Genomic DNA, 20,067 nt, shown 5'->3' with positions numbered 1-20,067 from the left:
GACCAACCCTCTCGCACGCCCAGCTTTGCAGCGCGACGCGGCCTTCCCGCAAGCGCCTGTGGGCGACTTAGGGCGTCGGACACGTAAGCTCAGTCCAAGCGGGGGGTGTCTTGGGAGGCGAGGGTTAAGCCGCGTAAGTGGGTAAAAGAAGGTGGAAGGCCTGAGCGGCGCTTGCGTGGACGGTTGGTCCATAGCGCTTACATGCCCGACGCGGGTGGCGCGAGGGTGCCTAGCCATGCCACGAGCGCCAGGATGCCGATCACGCAGGCTGTCTCGACCGCAAGGCTGACCCGCAGCGCCGTAAGCGCCCCGCCATGGTCGTTCATGGCAATCGAGCGCTCGAAGGCCGGCGTGAGGCGGAACCGATTGAGCGAAGCGAGCCCCAGCATCGCTGCGAACAAAACCAGCTTGGCGAGCAGCAGCAGGCCGTAGAGCGTCGTCCCCAAGGCCGCGAAATTGGCTGGGCCGACGAGCAGCCAGCTGTTGATCAAGCCGGTGACCACCAGGGTAACAACCACGAGCGTGCCGACGGCGCCGAACCCATGCAGGGCGCGATGGGTCAGCCGAAGGTGCGCGGCATCGATCTCCTCGGTGCGACGCGTCAACAGGAGAAGCAATCCGAACAGCGCGCCGACCCATATACCGCCTCCCAAGAGGTGGAGGATGTCCGCACCGAGGTGAAGCCATCCGGTGCTTCCCTCGTCCATGGCGCCGTGCCCGTTCCACGCGAGTGTCGCCAATGCCGCGGCGGCGGCAATCATGGCGATAGCCAGCCACGATGCTCTGCCTCGCGCCAGCAGGGCTGCACCGACGGCGATGACCAGCGCCACCATACGCACCTTCCAGGCGGTGCCAACCGGTGGCCCCCCGAGCAGCGCGGCCACCGCTGCCTGGTCGATCGGCCAGAATGCAGAACCGGCCATCGCCGAGGCCATAAGGATCAGGCCAACGGCTGAGAGCAGCAACCCGAGCGCTGCGCTTGCCGTGAGCCAAGGCCGCAGCGCGATGGCATCATCGCGCTCGCCAAGACGAAGACCATAGAGGCTGAAGGCCGACAGGCCGAACAGCGCCGCCAGGACCAGGTATAACGCCAAGCGGATGGCGACGGTCGGCCAGTCGAGCATTCGCTCACTTCACCGTGAAGTTGTAGCTGCCGGTGATTTTGTGTGTATCGCTAGAGACGACCTGCCAGCCGACGCTGTAGCGCCCACGCGGGAGGCGCTGCTTCGGGGTGATGGTGAGCGTCCGGCCATCGGCGCCGACTGCGGCGCTGCTGGGCATTTTCATGGCCGCCATGCCCGGTATCGCTGCCATGGTAAGGTCGGCCTTGGAGAAAGCCGGCACGAGTTTCTCGCTGAACTGAAGGCTGATCTTCTCGGGGGTCGCGACGGCCGCGTTGGCGGCGGGGCTGGAGGACACCAGCTTCGGGTGCGCGTTCGCCACGCCGCCTGCGAAGAATAAGGCCGCGGCGGCAGTCGTGATGAACAAGCGACGCATCAGGGTAATCTCCATTTCGATTGGGTTCACCTGTATTACGCAGCCGGGCGGGTCACCCCTCACGATCTTTTTCGTGCCGACGCACCGCTCTCGATGAGGGGCCGGCGGTGGCGGCGCGTATTCAGAAGGGAGCATGGGGCGCTTTTCACCGCGTCTCCTCTCGAGACGAACTGTGGCCGCGGGCCTGGACGGGCGCATGCGCGGGGTAATGATGAGGTTGCGATTGATCGATCAAGGCTGGACGGGCGACCCCGAGGAGGTCATCGACTGTCTGATTGTGGGCGGCGGTCCAGCGGGCCTCATGACCGCGATCTATCTGTCGCGGTTTCTCAGGAGCTGCGTCGTCTATGACGCGGCGGCAGGGCGCGTCGCCTCCATCCCGCACTCGCGCAACCTGCCAGGATTTCCCGGAGGCATTTCCGGCGTCGCGTTTCTTGCGCGATTGCAGGCTCAGCTGCGCGAATATGGCGGTACGGTCCAGAGCGGTGAGATCGACGCAATTGTCGCCTTAGGCGACCACTTCTCGGCAACCTGCGAACTGAACATCTTGCGCGCGCGGACCGTTGTCCTCGCGACCGGTGTCCTCAACCGGCGTCCCGAGATGCCCGATGCGATGCATGACATCGGCGTGGCGCGTGGGCTTCTCCGCTATTGTCCGATCTGCGATGGTTATGAGGCCCGGCGGATGAACGTGGCGGTGCTCGGCGGCAGTGGTCATGGCGCTGAAGAAGCTGAATTCCTGAGGGCTTATGGGGCCAAGGTCACGCTTCTGGCTGAGCGCTCGCTCGATCTCGGGCCGACCGAACTTGCCAAGCTGAACCAGCAGGGCATCGATGTCGCCCCCTCGCCTGTCGAGCAGCTGCGTCTTGGCGACTGTGTCGAGGTGCGGTTGGCCAATGGCCTGGAGCTGCAATTCGACACGCTTTACCCTGCGCTCGGCTCGTCGCCTCGGACGCGGCTTGCCACTTTGCTGGGCGCGAAGCTCAGCAAATTAGGGTGCGTGCTGACCGATGCCCACCAACAAACCTCGGTTGATGGCGTGTACGCAGTCGGCGACGTAGTAGAAGGGCTCGATCAGATCAGCGTCGCAGCCGGGCAAGCGGCAATCGCTGCGACTGCAATCCATAATCTGTTGCGCGACCGCGACAGCGGATTGTCATCTGCCATCGCCGGGCTGTATCCCGCTCGGAGCGTACCGCCGACGTAGTGGGAGCCACTGGCGGTGCACCGAGCGAAAGCCGCCAACAAAGCGCTGATCGCCGGCTCGCTTGTCATCTTCTTCGGCTGCTTCGCGCTTATTCGTATCCACACGACGATCGGCGACACGGCCTTCCTCCGTTCGATGATCCCGCACCACGATCCCGAGGCTTGCGCGGGAGTGCATCGAGACAGTGTGCTATTACCAGCGTCGGGGGTTGCTCGACACGCCCTAGCGGGGCCGGGCTCGCCGGCGGCATCCGACGCTATGCTTGAAAAGGCCTACGGCACGAAGGTCGGCGCTGCCGCATTTCGTCGCATTCTCCTTCGCAGCGCGCCAACACGCGACCGGCTACTAAGCGTCGGGGCCCCTCAGAACGCCAAGTGGTTTATTCCGCCGTGCATGAAGGTTCCGCCGAGGAACCCCTGGATTGAGATCGCGAGTGTCATCAGGCCAAGCACCGCCCAGTACAACGACCGCGACCGCTCGGGACCCTTGCGGTGGCGCGCTGCCATCCAAGCCAGCGCGACGCCGAAGACCGCGATCGATGTCCCGAGCCAGCGATGCGTCATCAGGATAGGGTTGCGGTCGGTCAGGTAGAACCCGCCTGCGAACCAGCCCAGGAACGCCGCCACGATCGCTCCCAGCGCGCCGACGACCAGCATTATGTGTGCGACATGCTGATAATCCCGGTTGCGGCGCCACAACCCGAACAGCTCCACCCCGAACGCACCGATGAACAGGGCGATGGGAAAATGAATGACCATGGCATGCACCCGCCCCAGCCAGCTCACAAGCCGTTCGCCGAAAGTCTTGTTCTTGTTGGCGGTCTCCTCGTGCATGCCGCCCATGTCCATGTCGTCGCCGGCGATGTCGCGGCCGCCCATGTTCATGTCCACGGTCGACATAGAGCCCATGCCCATGTGGCCGTCGCCAGCGTCCGCCCCATCTGCTTTCTGCGTCTCGGCTGCGCTGCTAGCGGCCGGCCCGGGACCGGCCCCGAGCGCATCGTGATCTTCGTGCGCCGATGCCGACGTGCTTACTGAGATTGCAACCGCAAGGAGTAGAGCGAAAGCCCCGCCTCGTTTACCGCCCATCATCTGACCCCTTAAGCCATGTTCATCCATCCCCATTTACGCACGCCCGGCCTTCTCCCCTCACCCGCCGATTAGCTCTTTCCGTGAAACTTTTCGTCTGCTTCAAGGCGAACTGGACGAAGGAGTCACGCTGGCAGCGGCAGGCGCGTCCTGCCGGCACCTACCAGAAAAATCGCCGATCAGCTGCCGTGGCGGGCGAACAAGCGGCGTCCGCCGGTGCCGAAGGCGACCACGTCATAGGCCTGCGCCTTGACGCCCGGCACTTCCATTCCCGGCGAGCCGAGCGGCATACCGCCGACCGCGAGGCCCCGCACGCCCTTGGGCCGGGTCGCGAGAGCCCGCTTCATGTCGGCGATCGGCACGTGGCCCTCGAAAGCCATGCCATCGGCGATCGCGGTGTGGCAGGACGAGAGGTCCGCGGGAACGCCCGCGCGCTTCTGCAGCGCCGGGCGGTTAGAATCATCGACGACGCGCACCTGACGGCCGAGCTGCTGCTGCACCTGCGCCGCCCACTTGGCGCAACAGCCGCAGCCGGGGTCGCGGTGCATAACGATCGGGGTAGCCGCGCTGGCGGCAACCGGAACCAACAAGGCTGCGGCAGTAAGCGCAAATCGCAACGCTGACTTCATGGGAAAATCTCCTTGGTCGCTCCTCCCGACTCTTCGCTAGGGGCGGGAGGAACGAGGCTTATTACTGAGGACGCTTGCCCATCGATCGAAGCATCGCCTGGAGCTCACCGATGCTGTTGTTCTGCTCGGCAATCGATTTCTGAGCCATTTGCCGGGTCTTCGCATCTGGCGCCTGGCGGAGAACGATCTGCGACATGGCGATCGCACCGCGGTGATGCTCGATCATCTTGCGGACCCACGTCTCGCTCGCATTAGCGCCCTTGGCCTTCATCATCTTTTCATGCATCGCCATTTCGGCGGGCATGAAAGGCGTGTTCATGCCAGGCATGTTGTCGTGGTTCATGCCTTGCATTTTCGAGTGGTCCATGCCCTGCATCTGCTGCTGAGCCAAAGCGGGGCTCGCCGACATCGCGGCCAGAGCCAGAAGTGTTACTGCCTTGAACATCGTTTTCTCCTTCTTGGCCTCGGCCAACGCAACAAGACTCGTTGGTCTCAAAACCATGTGCGAATGCCCAGAACGAGGCTGGTGGATATCGCATCCTCGCCATCCTCGCGTGCAAAACGAGCAGAACGGCCCACTCTGCGCTCGTACGAAACACCTATATAGGGGGCGAACTCTCGCTTCACCTCGTAGCGCAGCCGCAAGCCAAGCTCGATATCCGACAAGCCCGAACCGATCCGGTCTGCCGGAACGTCCTGCGCCGCAAACTCAGCTTCGACACGAGGCTGGAGAATCAGCCGCTGGGTGATGCGCTGATCGTAATAGCCTTCAACGCGGCCCAGCACGTCTCCCTTGCTAGACAAGAACAGTGCGCCCTCGACATCGAAGAAACCCGGAGCCAGGCTCTCAAAACCGACTGTCGCGTAAACACGCGAGGGATTAGGCTTGAAGTCGTACCGGATCCCTGCCTGAAAATCGGTATAGGGTCCGATTGCCCGTGCGTAGAGCGCCTGCAGCTCCGCCCTTTCCAAGCTTCTCCCAAAGTTCCCTTCGCCCTCGGTTTTAAGAACCAGACGATTAACGTCGCCACCGTACCAGGCGCTGCCATCCCAACGATAAGCATCGCGACCATCCCGGATCTGGACTTCAGCCAGGTTGAATATGACCTGCGAGAAATTCTGCCCGCCGTGCATCGACCGCAGATGCTGCTGCGAATGCGCCATGGCAGCGGCAGAGTAGACCTGGTCCGCGGCACGATCCGTCGGAATGGGGGGCGGCGGAGCGGTGCCGGCCTGCAGGTTGGTGCCGATCATCGCCGCGCCCGTGCCTGAGGGCATGCTTCCCATGTCGTGTCCCGGCATGCCTTGCATCGCGCCCGAACTCTGGCCCATTCCCGGCATCGATCCATGGTCCATGCCTTGCCTGGTGCTTGGCTGGCCGGAGGCGGCACCGCCGGAGGCACTTGGCATGGCCGACATGTCGTGCGCGGTATTGGGGTTGGGGTTGGCTCCAGGCGTATTCATGCCCGGCATGGTCGTCATGTCATGACCGGCGTGAGGATCGGCAACGATCGTTGCAGGGGCCGGAGGCTTGGCGGGCTGATTCGCAGCGGGCTTGGCCCCCGATCCCGTTTTCGCGGGCGGTGTCGATCTAGCGGCGGGCTTTGGGGACGCTTTGCGCGCGACGGGCTTGGTCGCTGCGGGCTTCTTGGCGGCCGGCTTTTTAGCGGCCGGCTTTTTCACCGCTGGCGTATTTGACGGCGGCATCTTCATGCCCGGCATATTGGAATGGTCCATCTGCGCGGCCACCGGACTTGCGAGGCCAAGTGCCGCGCCGCCAGCGATCAAGAGGAACTTAGGCTGCATCGCGGTTCTCCTCGCCCATCGGGCGAACCGTCACGACACGCATCATCCCCGCGGTCATGTGATAAAGATTGTGGCAGTGGAACGCCCAGTCGCCGGGCGCATCGGCCGTTACGTCGAATGTCATCTTACCGCCGGGCGCCACATTCACCGTGTGCTTGCGAGGCGCGAAGTCGCCATGTCCGGTCACCAGCTCGAAGAAGTGGCCGTGCAAATGAATTGGGTGCGGCATCATCGTGTCATTGACCAGGGTGACGCGCGCGCGCTCGTCCTTGCGGAACGGGATGGGGTCGGCAGGGTCGCTCATCTTCTGGCCGTCAAAGCCCCACATGTAGCGCTCCATATTGCCCGTCAGGTGGATCTCCAACTGACGCGACGGGGCGCGAACGTCCGGGTTGCGGTCGAGCGCGACAAGATCGCGATAAGTGAGCACGCGATGATCCGCGTCCTCCAGCCCCTGCGGCGGCTCGCCCGTGCGGTCCTTCGGCATCGGCGAGATGGTCTGCACTCCCGGCCCCATCTTGACGCCGGGCGCGTTCTTGGGGTTGCGCATGTTCATGTCCATGCTGCCGCCTGACCCATGATCCATCCCGGCCATGCCGCCGCTGCTCATCTGACCATGGTCCATGCCCGCCATCCCGGCAGCGCCCGCCGCCATTTGGCTATGGTCCATCCCTGGCATAGCGCCGCTCATCTGGTCGCCCCCCATCCCAGCCATGCCGGCCATCGCAGCGCCTACCGCCTTCGTTCCGTGATCGGTGGGCTCTTTCCACCCGGTGAGCTTCCACAGGTTGCGCGAGGCATTCTGCATCAACGTGGGATCCGGCCCGCGCTTTGCGACCGGGTTCTCGTCCGCCATACCGGACATCCCCTCCATCCCGCTCATGTCCATGCCCATGTCGGTCATGGTCAGCAACGTGCGCGGGCGGAGCGGCGGGACCGGGGCGATCATGCCCTCGCGCGGGGCCAGTGTCGCGCGCCCCATGCCGGATCGGTCGATCGCCTCGGAAACGAAGCTGTAGGCGCGGTCCTCGGGCGTCACGATCACGTCGAAGGTTTCCGCGACGCCGATCTGGAATTCGTCCACGGTTACCGGCCGGACGTTCTGGCCGTCGGCCTGCACCACCGTCATCGGCAAGTCAGGGATGCGCACGTTGAAGTTGGTTTGCGCCGCAGCATTGACGATGCGCAGCCGAACCCGCTCGCCCGGTCGGAAGAGGCCCGTCCAGTTGTCGTAAGGGCCAAAGCCATTGACGAGGAAGGTGTAGGTCGACCCCGTAACATCCGCAATATCGGCCGGGTCCATGCGCATCTTGCCCCATTCCATCCGATCCTTGAGGCGCATCTCGCGGCCGGCGAGCAGCCCGCTCAGCGTCGGGCGCTGATAGTTGAAATAGGCGCCGCCCATCTGCTTGAGCTTGCGGAAAATTTCCTCGCCCGTCATTTCGCTATGGTCGGAGAGGACGATCACATGCTCGCGGTCGAACGCGATCGGGTCGGCACCGGCCGGATCAATCACGATGGGTCCGTAGAGCCCTGCCTGCTCCTGTTCGCCCGAATGGCTGTGATACCAGTAGGTGCCCGACTGCAAGATCGGGAATTCGTATACGAAGGTCGAACGCGCCTTGATGCCAGGGAAGCTGATGCCGGGCACGCCGTCCATTTGGAACGGCAGAATGAGCCCGTGCCAGTGAATCGAGCTATCCTCGTCGAGATTGTTGGTCACTGCGAGACGGACGTTCTGGCCCTCCTGGAGGCGGACGAGCGGTGCGGGCACGGTGCCGTTGACGCCGATTGCCGGCGTCGTGATCCCGTCCATGACGAGCTTCATCCTGTCGATCGTCAGCGCGATGTTTGTGCCCGACACGGTCGGCAGGGGCCTGGCGATGCCGCGCGACACAGGTTGCGCCCAAGCCGGCAGGTAGGCCGACATGGCCAGCGTGCCGCCAAGCATGGCGGTTCCGCGCATTACGTCGCGCCGGTTTAGATTGCGGCTCATGCCTTTCCTTCGCTCCAGTTCAATGCTTGCGGCCGGCGGCGGGGGGGGGGGGCGCCGACCTTATCTTTCATTACGCGCAAATAGGCTCATCCCCTCACGCGAAGTCGAGAATTTTCGATAATCTTTCACGCGCACGCCGGAGCCGCGTCTCCACGGCCTTTCCGCTGATCCCCAGCGCGGCGGCGGTTTCCGCCTGGGACAAGCCCTCCACGGTCCGCAGCAAAAGCGTCTCCTTGAGCGTGGCCGGCAGCTCGGACACCGCGCGCGAAAGCCGCGCAAGCTCTGCGCGATCGAAGGTGATGGCGTCGGCACCCGGCGCCTCGTCCCGCTCACTCTCCATGGTGTCGGGCGGCAGCGAAGAGGCGAACGATAGTATCTGGCGTATGCGCCGCCGCCTGTGCCAGTCGCGGCTCTTGTTGATCGCCACGCGGGTCAGCCACGCAGCGAGCGGCCGATCTCCGTCATACTTTCGCAAGTTCTGAAAGGCGGCCACGAAGCATTCCTGAGTGAGGTCAAGCGCCTCTTCGGCGTCGCCGATATGCGAGCGGCTTCCCGCAACCGGCTGAGCATGTCGTCGAGGTGGTCCATGATGTTTCTCCGTCTTCACTTCTCAATAAGCAGGATGGTCCGGCAACCCTTGTCCGGGAACAAAAAGAAAAGTGCGAGGGGTGCAGGTCGCGGCTGCGTATTCTCTCATGTCACTGACAGGAGAATGTCCAAATGCGCTTCTTTTCGCCGCTCGCAGCCATCGCCGCCGTCGGCCTGAGTGTTTCGGCTCCGGCCTACGCCCATCCCAAGCTCGTGTCCTCGACGCCCGCCGCCAACGCCAGCGTCCCGGCGCCGTCGCGTATAACGCTCACCTTCAGTGAAGGTCTGATGCCGAAGCTGTCGGGCGCCGAGATCGTGATGACCGGCATGCCCGGCATGCCCAACCACCGCATGGCGGTAACCGGCTTCAAGACGTCCGTCGAAGGCGACAAGACGCTCGTGCTGACGCTCGCCAAGCCGCTCATGGCGGGCAGCTATCAGGTCGCCTGGCACGTCGTCTCGACCGACACGCACCGCATCCAGGGCAATCTCGCCTTTACCGTCAAGTGACGCCATGAACGACGTGGCACTCGTCGCCGTCCGCTGGGCGCTCTACGTCGATCTCGGCCTGTTGTTCGGCCTGCCGCTGTTCGCGCTCTATGCGCCCGGCGGCGGCCGGATGGTACAGCGGCATCTGCCGATGGTAGCAATGGTGGCCGGTCTCGCCTGTCTCGCCCTCCTGCTGTCGGCGCTGGGGTTCGCGTTGCAGGCAGCGGCCATGACCGGGCTGCCGCTCACCCAGCCTGATCTTTCCATGGTCGCAGAGCTGTTCAACGGCACGTCCATGGGAACGGCGCTGAAGGCGCGCCTCGTCGCGCTCCTCGTTCTTCTGCTCTCCATCCCCTTCTATCGCCGGCAATCCCGTCCTGCCTTCATCGCCTCCACTCTGGCAGGCGCGGTCGCACTCGCGACCCTCGCCTGGAGTGGGCATGGCGCGGCTGGCGAAGGCGAGGCGGGCTGGCTGCAACTGGGGGCCGATCTCATCCATCTGCTCGCCGCCGGCGCCTGGGTCGGCGCGCTTGCCGCATTCCTCGCGCTGGTACTTCCCAGGCTCGCAACCGACGATCTCGCCGCTCAAGACATGGACCGGGTCACGCTCGCCGAGGAAGCGTTGCGGGGCTTCTCCCTCGTCGGCACGATCATCGTCGCCCTGCTGATCCTGACCGGGACGGTGAACGGCTGGTTCCTCGTCGGTCCGGGCAACATCGCCTCGCTCGGGCAGTCGACCTACGGCCTGCTGCTCATCGCCAAGCTGCTGCTGTTCGCCGGCATGCTGGGCCTGGCCGCGCTCAACCGTTATCGCCTGACCCCGGCACTTGCGCAGGCGATCGAGGAAGAGGACGCGCCACGGGCGCAGGCGCTGCTGCGCGCGAGCCTCGTCGTCGAAGGCGGTCTTGCGATCGTCATTCTCGGGCTCGTCGCCTGGCTGGGGACACTATCGCCGCCCATGTCGATGTAGCTTATCGTTTCGGACGCCTCGCGTTGGGAGAAGCCAATGCAATCCTACACCCCGCCGCTCGGGACCGGATCGACGAAAGACTATGATCGCGCGATCCGCCTGTGGACGCGGGAGAAGCGGTGGCGTGCCGCCATGCTCGCCGCCCTGGCGCCCAAAGCCGGTGAGACGGTCGTCGACGTCGGCTGTGGCACCGGCAGCTTCGCGCTGATGCTCAAGCAAGCCGAGCCCAGGACGCAGGTGATCGGTCTCGATCCCGATGCCGAGGCGCTCGACATCGCGCGGCACAAGGCCGCTGTGCGGCGGGCCGATATCGACTGGCGTCAGGGATTTGCCAGGGACGTGGCCCCGGGTACCGCCGACGCTGTCGTGTCGAGTCTCGTGCTGCATCAGATGCCGGTCAGGGAGAAGGCGGCAACCCTGCGCGCCATCCTGCGCGCCATGTTCGCCATGCTGCGCCCGGGTGGGCGCCTGGTGATCGCCGATTATGGCCGCCAGCAGGGTTTCATGCGGCTTGCCTTCCGCCTGACCGTGCAGCGGCTCGATGGCATCGATGATACCCGGCCCAATGCCGACGGCGTGCTCCCCGGCCTGATCGCGGCGGCCGGCTTCAGGCATGTGGCCGAGACGTTTCGGCTTTTGACCATCACCGGCGCGATCGACTTGTTTACGGCGCATCGACCGGCGCAGGACCACGGCCTTACGGTTGCCAATGACCTTGGCTGATGGCGGCCAGGCGAACGGGCCCGCCGATTTGTCCGCTTAGGCGATTACGTATTGACCCTGACACGGTGTCAGACCCTAGATCGTCAGGCGTCGAAAGGAGCAAGGCGATGAACGAGACACATGGAGCGGCGCATGGCGGCGGTTGCTGCGGCGGCCACAGCGCCGCGAAAGCGGCGACCGGCGTCAAGGACCCGGTCTGCGGCATGACCGTCGACCCGGCGACCACGGCGCATCAAGCCGAGCATGGCGGTGAACGCTATCATTTCTGTAGCGCGGGCTGCCGGACCAAATTCATCGCCGATCCCGAGCGCTATCTCGGCCCGCCAGCGCCGCCGGTCGCGGCGCCCGAAGGCACGATCTGGACCTGCCCGATGCATCCAGAGATCCGGCAGGACCATCCCGGATCCTGTCCGATCTGCGGCATGGCGCTCGAGCCCGCGACCGTGACTGCCGACAGCGGCCCCAGCCATGAGCTGGTCGATTTCACACGGCGCTTCCGGGTCGGCCTGATGCTGGCCCTCCCGGTGCTGATCCTCGAGATGGGCGCGCATCTCTTTCCCGCGATCCATCGCCTCGTGCCGATGTCGATCTCGGTATGGATCCAGTTCGTGCTGGCGACACCCGTCGTGCTCTGGGCGGGCTGGCCCTTCTTCGAGCGTGGCTGGGCCTCGCTCAAGACCCGCAACCTCAACATGTTCACCCTGATCGCGATGGGGACCGGGGTCGCCTGGATCTACAGCGTCGTCGCGACGCTCGCGCCCCAGCTGTTCCCGCCCGCCTTCCGCGGAGAGGACGGCATGGTTGCCGTCTATTTCGAGGCGGCCGCGGTGATCACTGTCCTCGTGCTGCTCGGCCAGATGCTCGAACTGCGCGCGCGCGAGCGGACCTCGGGCGCGATCAAGGCGCTGCTTAACCTTGCGCCAAAGACCGCGCGCCGGATCGGTTCCGATGGCAGTGAAGAGGAAATCAGCCTCGATCTCGTTGCGGTCGGCGACCGCCTGCGTGTGCGTCCCGGCGAGAAGGTGCCGGTCGATGGCGTGGTCGAGGACGGCCGTTCCTCGCTCGACGAGTCGATGGTCACCGGTGAGTCCATGCCCGTCACCAAGGCCAAGGCCGACACGGTGATCGGCGGCACGCTCAACCAGACCGGCGCGCTCGTTATCGTCGCCGACAAGGTTGGCCGGGACACCATGCTGGCGCGCATCGTCCAGATGGTCGCCGAGGCGCAGCGCTCGCGCGCGCCGATCCAGCGCATGGCCGATCAGGTGTCGGGCTGGTTCGTGCCCGTGGTCATCGCGGTCGCGGTGGTCGCGTTCATCGCCTGGGGCATCTGGGGCCCCGAGCCGCGCTTCGCCTACGGGCTGGTTGCGGCGGTCGCCGTGCTGATCATCGCCTGTCCCTGCGCACTGGGTCTCGCCACGCCGATGTCGATCATGGTCGGGGTTGGCCGCGGCGCCGGGCTCGGCGTCCTCATCAAGAATGCCGAAGCGCTCGAGCATATGGAAAAAGTCGACACGCTCGTCGTCGACAAGACCGGCACGCTGACCGAAGGCCGGCCTGCCGTCACCCAGATCGTGCCGGCGCCCGGCTTCGACGAAGCCGAACTGCTGCGGCTTGCCGCCTCGGTCGAGCGGGCCTCCGAGCATCCGCTCGCGCTGGCGATCGTCGAGGCCGCCAAGGATCGCGGCATCCCCACGAGCGACGTCACCGACTTCGATTCCCCCACCGGACGCGGCGCGCTCGGCACCGTCGACGGCCGCCGGATCGTGCTCGGTAATGCGCGGTTCCTCTCGGAAGAGGGCATAGCAACCGACGCGCTGGCGGAGCAGGCCGACGCCCTGCGCCGGGATGGCGCCACCGCGATCTTCATCGGCGTCGACGGCACCGTCGGCGGCGCCTTTGCAATCGCCGATCCCGTGAAGCAGACGACGCCGGAGGCCCTGGCCGCACTCAAGGCCGAAGGCATTCGCGTGGTGATGTTGACCGGCGACAACCGCACCACAGCAGAGGCGGTGGCAAGGCGGCTCGGCATTGACGATGTCGAAGCCGAGGTACTGCCCGACCAGAAGAGTGCCGTCGTCGCGCGGTTGAAAAGCGAGGGGCGCGTGGTGGCGATGGCCGGCGACGGGGTCAACGACGCCCCCGCACTGGCTGCCGCCGATGTCGGTATTGCCATGGGCTCGGGCACCGACGTCGCGATCGAGAGCGCGGGCGTGACGCTGCTCAAGGGCGATCTCATGGGCATCGTGCGGGCACGGCGGCTGAGCCAGGCGACCATGTCCAACATCCGCCAGAACCTGGTCTTCGCCTTCATCTACAATGTCGCCGGGGTGCCGGTGGCGGCGGGCGCGCTCTATCCGCTGTTCGGCATCCTGCTCTCGCCGATCATCGCGGCCGCCGCCATGGCGCTCTCCTCGGTCAGCGTGGTCACCAACGCGCTGCGCCTCAACCGGAAAGCGCTGTGAACATCGGGGAGGCGTCGAAGCAAAGCGGGGTCTCGGAGCGGATGATCCGCCATTATGAGAAGATCGGCCTCATCCCGGCGCCGCCGCGCCGGGGAGCGGGTTATCGCGACTATGGCGAGAGTGACCTCCATCGCCTGCGGTTCATCGCCAATGCCCGCGATCTCGGTTTTCCGATCGAGGAGATCCGGACCCTGCTCGGCCTGTGGGCCGACACGGGCCGCAGCAGCGCCGATGTAAAGCGGGTCGCGTTGGCGCGGGCGGAGGAATTGCAGCGCAAGGCCGAAGCGCTGACGACACTGCGCGAGACCCTCGTCGATCTCGCCGAGCGCTGTCATGGCGACGAGCGGCCAGATTGTCCCATCATCGCCGAACTGAGTCTCGACAGAAAATGTTAGCGCCGGCCGCCTCTCGGGCCAGACCCGCTCTGGCGGCCGGGGTGCTGATCGCACTTGGCATTCTCACGACGGGCCTCGCGATATATTTCCTCGCAGTCCGCCCGCCACTGCTGGCGGAGGATCTTCGCCATATCGGCGGCAACCCGCAGACCCTTTCGCCGGTATTGCGGGACTGGTTCGGCGGGATAGCTGGCTCGCCCGTGCGACCGCACTGAGCCTCCTGATCGTATTTGGCCGCTTTTCATACAGCAATGTCGTGCTGAGCTCTGACTTCTGGGGCTGGCATATGCGAGGCAATCCCTCCGTAGGACTACGGAGTGCGCAGAGGCTTCCTGCGCTTCAGGGCTTGTTGCACCGCAGCAGGAGCGAAAATGTGCAGAGTCGAAGCAATATCCCTGACCCGTTGGACGGTCTGGCCACGACGCTGGATCGGTCGAGCTTCGCCGCCATCGCGCAGCTGACTTCAGGCCAGTCGCCCGCCACTTTGGCGCAGTCTTTTTCCGACTGGTGGACGCACATTCTCTGCTCGCCAGGCAGGCAGCTGCAGCTCGCCGCCAAGGGCGGGCGCAAGCTGATGCGGCTCGCCGACTATGCCATGCGCAGCGCATCCGGCAGCGATCCCGAGCCGGCGATCGATCCGCTGCCCCAGGATCGGCGCTTCGCCGACGCAGCCTGGAAGCGCCATCCGTTCGACCTGATCGAGCAGGCCTTCCTGCTCCAGCAGCAATGGTGGCATGCCGCGACGACCGGCGTGAGCGGCGTCACCGGGCACCACGAAGCGATCGTCGAGTTCGCGACCCGCCAGATGCTCGACATGGTGTCCCCGACCAATTTCATCCCGACCAACCCCGTGCTCCAGCAGCGCATCCTCGAAACCGGAGGACAATGCCTTGTCGAGGGTGCGCGATTTTTTTGCGACGACCTGGAACGCCTGGTACGCGGGGAGCCCGCAGCGGGCACGGAGGCCTATCGGGTCGGCGAGAAGGTCGCAGCCACGGCTGGCAAGGTCGTGTTTCGCAACAGGGTCATGGAACTGATCCAATATGCGCCCGCAACCGAGACGGTGCGTCCGGAGCCGATACTGATCGTGCCGGCATGGATCATGAAATATTACATCCTCGACCTCTCCCCGGAAAATTCGCTCATCCGCTGGCTGGTAGGGCAGGGCTACACCGTGTTCTGCATCTCCTGGCACAATCCCGACAGCGCCGACCGCGATCTCGACATGGAGGATTATCGCCTGCTTGGGCCGATGGCCGCCGTGGATGTCATCCAGGCGATTACCGGCACCGAGAAGATCCACGCGGCCGGCTATTGTATCGGCGGCACGCTGCTCGCCATCACCGCGGCCGCGATGGCGCGCGATGAAGATAAGCGTCTGGCGAGCGTCACGCTGTTCGCCGCCCAGACCGAGTTTAGCGAGCCGGGCGAACTTAGCCTGTTCATCGACGAGGCGGAAATCAACCTGATCGATGCGATGATGTGGGCGCGCGGCTTTCTCGACAGCAGTCAGATGGGCGGCGCCTTCCAGATGCTGCGATCCAACGATCTGGTCTGGTCGCGCATCCTCTCGACTTATCTCATGGGCGAGCGCGAGCCGATGACCGACCTCATTGCATGGAATGCCGACGGCACCCGCATGCCCTATGCCATGCACGCGCAATATCTGCGGCGCTTGTTCCTCGACAATGACTTGGCCGAAGGGCGCTACGAGGCCGGCGGCCACCCGGTCTCGCTCTCGGGGCTGCGCATGCCGATCTTCATGGTGGGCACGGAAACCGACCACGTCGCGCCGTGGCGCTCGACCCACAAGCTCCACATGCTGACGGGCGCGGAGATCCGCTTCGTGCTGACGAGCGGTGGCCACAATGCCGGGATCGTCTCCGAGCCCGGGCATCCTCATCGCCACTTTCGCGTCGCGACACGGATGCAGGATGGCCCGGCGCCAGGTCCCGATACCTGGCTGGAGCGGGCCGAGCTGCGCGAAGGGTCGTGGTGGCCGGAATGGAGTTCATGGCTTGGATCGCACTCGGGCAAGGCGGCCGCCCCACCGTCGATGGGCGCGCCCGAACGGAACTATCCGCCGCTCGGTGATGCCCCCGGGCGCTACGTGCTGGAGCGCTGAGCCATGGCCACCGCCAACCTCATCGAGAACCGCACGTTCGACGAGATCGCCGTCGGCGACACGGCCAGCCTCACCCGCACGCTGACCGCCGACGACATCCAGCTCTTCGCGGCGGTGTCAGGCGACGTGAATCCGGCGCATCTCGACCCTGTCTATGCCGAAACGGACATGTTCCACAGGGTCATCGCTCATGGCATGTGGGGCGCGGGGCTCATCTCGGCGATCCTGGGAACCGAGCTGCCAGGGCCCGGTGCGATCTATCTCGGCCAATCGCTTCGCTTCACCCGCCCGGTGGGCGTCGGCGACACCATCACGGCCTGCGTCACCGTCGCGCAGAAGCGCGCCGAGCATCATGTCATCGTTCTCGACTGCGCCTGCGTGAACCAAAAGGGCGAGACCGTCATCAGCGGCCAGGCCGAGGTCAAGGCGCCCACCGAGAAAGTCAGCCGGCCCCGCATGCCGCTTCCCGACGTGCGGATCGCCAGCCACGACCGCTTCCGCCAGTTGATGGAGCGCGCCAAGGACGGATCCGCGTGCGTCACGGCCGTGGTCCATCCGTGCAGCGCCGACGCCATGCGCGCGGTGGCTGAGGCCGCCGACGCCGGCATCGTCGTTCCAATTCTCATCGGACCTGCGGCGCGTATGACGAATGCGGCGAAGGACGCCGGTGTCGATATTGCCGCCTTCCGGGTGATCGGGGTCCCGCACAGCCACGCCGCCGCCGCCGAAGCCGTCGCGCGCGTACGGGCCGGCGAAGCCGCGCTGCTGATGAAGGGTTCGCTTCATACCGACGAGCTCATGGGCGCGGTCGTATCGTCCGACATGGGCCTTCGGACCGAACGCAGGATCAGCCACGCCTATGTGATGGATGTGCCCGGCTATCCGCGCCCGCTCATCATCACCGACGCCGCGATTAACATCGAGCCGACGCTTGAGGACAAGGCCGACATCGCGCGCAACGCGATCGACCTTGCCCATGTGATCGGGATCGAACAACCCAGGGTCGCGATCCTCGCCGCCGTCGAGACGGTCAATCCAAGGATGCGCACCACATTGGATGCCGCGGCGCTCTGCAAGATGGCGGACCGGGGCCAGATCGAAGGCGCGCTGCTCGATGGACCGCTCGCCCTCGATAATGCGATCAGCGAGGCGGCCGTGCGCGACAAAAGTATCGTCTCGCCGGTCGCCGGCCGGGCGGACATCCTGCTGGTGCCCAATCTGGAGGCCGGCAACATGCTCGCAAAGCAGCTGACCTTCCTGGGCGGCGCCGATGCCGCAGGCGTGGTGCTCGGCGGGCGCGTTCCGATCATCCTCACCAGCCGGGCAGACAGCGTGCGCACGCGCCTCGCCTCCTGCGCGCTCGCGGTGCTGCTGGCGCGGGCTGCAACCAAGGCGTCTCCCGGCGTTGCGGGACAGCGCCGCGATGGCTGAAATCCTGTGCCTCAACGCCGGTTCGTCGAGCCTTAAGTTCGCGCTCTACGCCGAGCCGGGCACTGATGAGCCCTCTTTGCTGGCGAGCGGCAAGATCGAGAATATCGGCCTTGAGCCGCACCTGATCGCGCGCGATGCGAAGGGGGATGTCCTTGCCGACCGGCGCTGGACGAAAGACGTCACGATCACGCATGAGACGCTGCTCAAGGATTTGCTGCGGGAGATCGAAGCTTCGGTCGGCGAGGATCTGATCGCGGTAGGACATCGGATCGTTCATGGGGGCGCCGACTATTCAGCGCCGGCGCGGGTCGACGCGCCACTCCTCGCCGCACTCGAGGCGCTTTGCCCACTGGCGCCATTGCATCAGCCCCATAATCTCGCCGCGGTCCGCGCCGTCTCCAGGCTGCGCCCCGCTCTGCTGCAAGTCGCCTGCTTCGACACCGGCTTCCATCATGGCCAGCCCCCGGTTGCGACGCGCCTCGCGCTGCCGCGCGCGCTTGGCGAAGAGGGCATGCGGCGCTACGGCTTTCACGGCATCTCCTACGAATATATCGCGCGGCAGCTGCGTTTGATCGATCCCGATACAGGCGGTGGCCGCACGATCGCCGCGCATCTCGGCAACGGGGCCAGCCTCTGTGCGATGGACGGGGGGCGCAGCATCGACACGACGATGGGGTTCACCGCACTCGACGGATTGGTGATGGGCACGCGGTGCGGAGCGCTCGACCCGGGCGCGGTGCTCTATCTTCTCCAGCAGAGGGGCATGACGGCGCGCGAAGTCGAGCATCTCCTCTACAGTGAGTCCGGCCTTTTGGGCGTGTCCGGCACATCGAGCGACATGCGCGCGCTTCTCGGCAGCGAAACGCCCGCCGCTGGGGAAGCGATCGACCTCTTCGTCTGGCAGATCGCGCGCCATGCTGGCGCCCTCGCATCCTCGCTCGGGGGGCTCGATAGCTTCGTGTTTACCGCCGGGATCGGCGAGAATGCGCCTGAAATCCGCGCCCGCGTCGCCGATCGGCTCCGCTGGCTCGGCGTGGCGCTCGACACGGACGCGAATCTCCGCGGAGCGTCAGTCATCAGCGCGCCGTTCAGCCGTGTCACGGTGCGCATCATCCCGACCGACGAGGAGTGGATGATCGCCATCCACACCGCCGATCTTCTGCGTGAGGAGCCGAAACCATGAAACCTCTCGTCGATCTTACTGGCAAGCGCGGCCTGGTGATCGGCATCGCCAACGCGCAGAGCATCGCGGCGGGCTGCGCCCAGGCCTTCCACGACTGTGGCGCGAGACTGGCGGCGACCTATCTCAACGGAAAGGCCGAGCCGCTCGTGGCGCCCGTCGCGGAGACCCTGGGAGTCGAATGGCTCGCCGCGTGCGATGTCCGGGTGCCGGGCGAACTGGAGGCCCTGTTCGAGCGGGTGAAGTCCGAATAAGGCGGCCTCGATTTCCTGCTTCATTCGATCGCTTTCGCGCCGAACGAGGATTTGCACGGCCGCGTCGTCGACAGCTCGGCCGAAGGCCTCGCGCTGGCGATGGACGTCTCGTGCCACAGCTTCCTGCGCATGGCGCGTCTCGCCGAGCCGCTGATGTCGGATGGCGGCTGCCTGCTGTGCGTCACCTTCTACGGGTCGGAGCGGGTGGTCGAGCACTACAACCTGATGGGGCCGGTCAAAGCGGCCCTCGAAAGCGCGACCCGCTATGTCGCGGCTGAGCTTGGCCCCAAGGGCATTCGCGCCCATGCGATCTCGCCAGGCCCGATCGCGACCCGCGCTGCCAGCGGCATCGACCGCTTCGACGAGCTGCTCGAACGGGCCGCGGCGACGGTCCCGCAGCACCAGCTCGTGACCATCGAGGATGTCGGAGGGCTCGCCGCCTTCCTGGTGAGCGATGCCGGCCGCCATATCACCGGTACGATCATTCCGGTCGATGGCGGTCAGCACCTGCTCGGCTAGGGCGGCTCGCCGCGATCGGGGGCTATCCTATTTGTCGCTGGTGGCCTGCTTCTCGCCGTCGCCCGGGCTTTTCTGCCCGAACCATGGTCCGACAATGGCAGCAAAGGCATCCAGCGCCCCGGGAGCCGTCGGAGCGCTCGCGACGGCCTGCCAGGCCTGCTGCCATTCCTCGAACGCCGATCTTGTGCCGGCAATCATATGCTCGCGGACCGTGGCCATGTCCTCGAACAGTGCCCGCGGTCCGGCCGGGCTGACCGCGCCGGCGTCCGACGTCTTGTCCGTCGCGCCCGCAATCGAGGCACGCGCCTCTTCGGCGAAGCGGCCGGCGGCGCGGTTGCCGACCTCGAGCGACTCTTCGCCACCTTTCCGGGCGACTTCGGCGAGCTTCAGCATCAGGCCGACATTCGCTTTGGCGAGCGCGGCAAGTTGATCGACCGGATAGGGCATGGGACGATGAACCTTTCTCTTCGCGTCTAAGCTCCAGCGTATCGGGCATGCAGCCCTGGCCTGAGGCTCATCGCGTCGCGCCGCCGATATTCGGCGAGGCTGAATCAGAGAGAATCGGTAACTCTACGTATGCCGAATCTGCGGCTTGCCTGCGACGCTCAGCCAATGCACTTTTGGCTTGTCGTCCATGTCGTGCCCGCGGGCAGCGACTTCTACCCGTCCCGTCATGATCGCGGCACGGTCGAGCATGATTATGGT

19 protein-coding genes and 2 pseudogenes are annotated in these 20,067 nt (G+C 65.5%); 12 read left to right on the top strand and 9 right to left on the bottom strand.

Annotation, left to right across the window (positions count from 1 at the left end; translation table 11 throughout):
- Positions 1-197: 197 nt before the first annotated feature.
- Positions 198-1,124 carry a copper homeostasis membrane protein CopD gene (gene copD, locus ACFQ24_RS08635; RefSeq protein WP_004212957.1) on the bottom strand — a complete coding sequence of 309 codons (927 nt, stop codon included), beginning with the start codon at positions 1,122-1,124 and terminating at the stop codon, positions 198-200.
- Between the two features lie 4 nt (positions 1,125-1,128).
- Entirely contained in the window at positions 1,129-1,497 is a 369-nt protein-coding gene (gene copC / locus ACFQ24_RS08630) for a copper homeostasis periplasmic binding protein CopC (protein ID WP_380910364.1), read from the bottom strand.
- A 223-nt stretch (positions 1,498-1,720) separates the two neighbouring features.
- Here copC (ACFQ24_RS08630) and ACFQ24_RS08625 point away from each other — a divergent pair, with 223 nt between their 5' ends.
- Both ACFQ24_RS08625 and ACFQ24_RS08620 read left to right on the top strand, forming a co-directional pair.
- Positions 1,721-2,704 (top strand): NAD(P)/FAD-dependent oxidoreductase, encoded by a 984-nt coding sequence (locus ACFQ24_RS08625; protein WP_380910362.1) that lies wholly within the window; start codon positions 1,721-1,723, stop codon positions 2,702-2,704.
- Between the two features lie 24 nt (positions 2,705-2,728).
- Positions 2,729-2,854, top strand: a pseudogene (locus tag ACFQ24_RS08620) (DUF305 domain-containing protein); the annotation flags it as partial.
- Between the two features lie 212 nt (positions 2,855-3,066).
- Here the strand turns inward: ACFQ24_RS08620 and ACFQ24_RS08615 are convergent.
- The 6 genes from ACFQ24_RS08615 to ACFQ24_RS08590 all read right to left on the bottom strand — a co-directional run bounded on the left by ACFQ24_RS08615 (position 3,067) and on the right by ACFQ24_RS08590 (position 8,830).
- The gene (locus ACFQ24_RS08615; RefSeq protein ID WP_380910360.1) at positions 3,067-3,603 is read right to left on the bottom strand and encodes a DUF2231 domain-containing protein; all 537 of its coding nucleotides are present in this window, start codon (positions 3,601-3,603) and stop codon (positions 3,067-3,069) included.
- 368 nt (positions 3,604-3,971) lie between these two features.
- Positions 3,972-4,421, bottom strand: coding sequence for a DUF411 domain-containing protein (locus ACFQ24_RS08610; protein ID WP_004212951.1), 450 nt, complete (start codon positions 4,419-4,421; stop codon positions 3,972-3,974).
- 61 nt (positions 4,422-4,482) lie between these two features.
- Positions 4,483-4,866 carry a DUF305 domain-containing protein gene (locus tag ACFQ24_RS08605; RefSeq protein WP_004212949.1) on the bottom strand — a complete coding sequence of 128 codons (384 nt, stop codon included), beginning with the start codon at positions 4,864-4,866 and terminating at the stop codon, positions 4,483-4,485.
- Between the two features lie 47 nt (positions 4,867-4,913).
- Positions 4,914-6,227 carry a copper resistance protein B gene (locus ACFQ24_RS08600; protein WP_007407010.1) on the bottom strand — a complete coding sequence of 438 codons (1,314 nt, stop codon included), beginning with the start codon at positions 6,225-6,227 and terminating at the stop codon, positions 4,914-4,916.
- Entirely contained in the window at positions 6,217-8,223 is a 2,007-nt protein-coding gene (locus ACFQ24_RS08595) for a copper resistance system multicopper oxidase (RefSeq protein ID WP_030541566.1), read from the bottom strand. The genes ACFQ24_RS08600 and ACFQ24_RS08595 overlap by 11 nt, the downstream gene beginning before the upstream one ends.
- Before the next feature lie 94 nt (positions 8,224-8,317).
- Positions 8,318-8,830: an RNA polymerase sigma factor gene (locus ACFQ24_RS08590; RefSeq protein ID WP_051585722.1), complete on the bottom strand. Its 513-nt coding sequence runs from the start codon at positions 8,828-8,830 to the stop codon at positions 8,318-8,320.
- Between the two features lie 113 nt (positions 8,831-8,943).
- Here ACFQ24_RS08590 and copC (ACFQ24_RS08585) point away from each other — a divergent pair, with 113 nt between their 5' ends.
- From copC (ACFQ24_RS08585) to fabI, 10 genes and pseudogenes are all read left to right on the top strand, one after another.
- Complete coding sequence (gene copC / locus ACFQ24_RS08585) at positions 8,944-9,321, top strand: copper homeostasis periplasmic binding protein CopC (protein WP_007406420.1); 378 nt, start codon at positions 8,944-8,946, stop codon at positions 9,319-9,321.
- 4 nt (positions 9,322-9,325) lie between these two features.
- Positions 9,326-10,270: a copper homeostasis membrane protein CopD gene (copD, locus tag ACFQ24_RS08580; protein WP_007406374.1), complete on the top strand. Its 945-nt coding sequence runs from the start codon at positions 9,326-9,328 to the stop codon at positions 10,268-10,270.
- Positions 10,271-10,306: 36 nt separating this feature from the next.
- Positions 10,307-10,993 (top strand): class I SAM-dependent methyltransferase, encoded by a 687-nt coding sequence (locus ACFQ24_RS08575; RefSeq protein ID WP_007406390.1) that lies wholly within the window; start codon positions 10,307-10,309, stop codon positions 10,991-10,993.
- 107 nt (positions 10,994-11,100) lie between these two features.
- Positions 11,101-13,458, top strand: a complete 2,358-nt coding sequence (locus ACFQ24_RS08570; protein ID WP_004206948.1) for a heavy metal translocating P-type ATPase — start codon at positions 11,101-11,103, stop codon at positions 13,456-13,458.
- On the top strand, positions 13,455-13,853 hold the full coding sequence (cueR, locus tag ACFQ24_RS08565; RefSeq protein WP_007406402.1) for a Cu(I)-responsive transcriptional regulator: 399 nt from the start codon (positions 13,455-13,457) through the stop codon (positions 13,851-13,853). Before ACFQ24_RS08570 ends, cueR begins: the two co-directional genes overlap by 4 nt.
- Positions 13,854-13,894: 41 nt before the next feature.
- On the top strand, positions 13,895-14,068 hold the full coding sequence (locus ACFQ24_RS08560; RefSeq protein ID WP_021245222.1) for a hypothetical protein: 174 nt from the start codon (positions 13,895-13,897) through the stop codon (positions 14,066-14,068).
- A 188-nt stretch (positions 14,069-14,256) separates the two neighbouring features.
- Positions 14,257-15,978 (top strand): PHA/PHB synthase family protein, encoded by a 1,722-nt coding sequence (locus tag ACFQ24_RS08555; protein ID WP_380910367.1) that lies wholly within the window; start codon positions 14,257-14,259, stop codon positions 15,976-15,978.
- A gap of 3 nt (positions 15,979-15,981) precedes the next feature.
- Entirely contained in the window at positions 15,982-17,409 is a 1,428-nt protein-coding gene (locus ACFQ24_RS08550; protein ID WP_030541622.1) for a bifunctional enoyl-CoA hydratase/phosphate acetyltransferase, read from the top strand.
- The gene (locus tag ACFQ24_RS08545; protein ID WP_380910355.1) at positions 17,402-18,592 is read left to right on the top strand and encodes an acetate/propionate family kinase; all 1,191 of its coding nucleotides are present in this window, start codon (positions 17,402-17,404) and stop codon (positions 18,590-18,592) included. The genes ACFQ24_RS08550 and ACFQ24_RS08545 overlap by 8 nt, the downstream gene beginning before the upstream one ends.
- Positions 18,589-19,362, top strand: a pseudogene (gene fabI / locus ACFQ24_RS08540) (enoyl-ACP reductase FabI). Before ACFQ24_RS08545 ends, fabI begins: the two are co-directional and overlap by 4 nt.
- 27 nt (positions 19,363-19,389) lie before the next feature.
- Here the strand turns inward: fabI and ACFQ24_RS08535 are convergent.
- The gene (locus ACFQ24_RS08535; RefSeq protein ID WP_017501314.1) at positions 19,390-19,809 is read right to left on the bottom strand and encodes a hypothetical protein; all 420 of its coding nucleotides are present in this window, start codon (positions 19,807-19,809) and stop codon (positions 19,390-19,392) included.
- Positions 19,810-20,067: the final 258 nt, after the last annotated feature.

It is taken from the genome of Sphingobium olei (genome assembly GCF_042678845.1).
In the GTDB taxonomy this organism is placed as follows: domain Bacteria; phylum Pseudomonadota; class Alphaproteobacteria; order Sphingomonadales; family Sphingomonadaceae; genus Sphingobium; species Sphingobium olei.
This window is presented reverse-complemented; position numbering and strand designations above follow the sequence as displayed.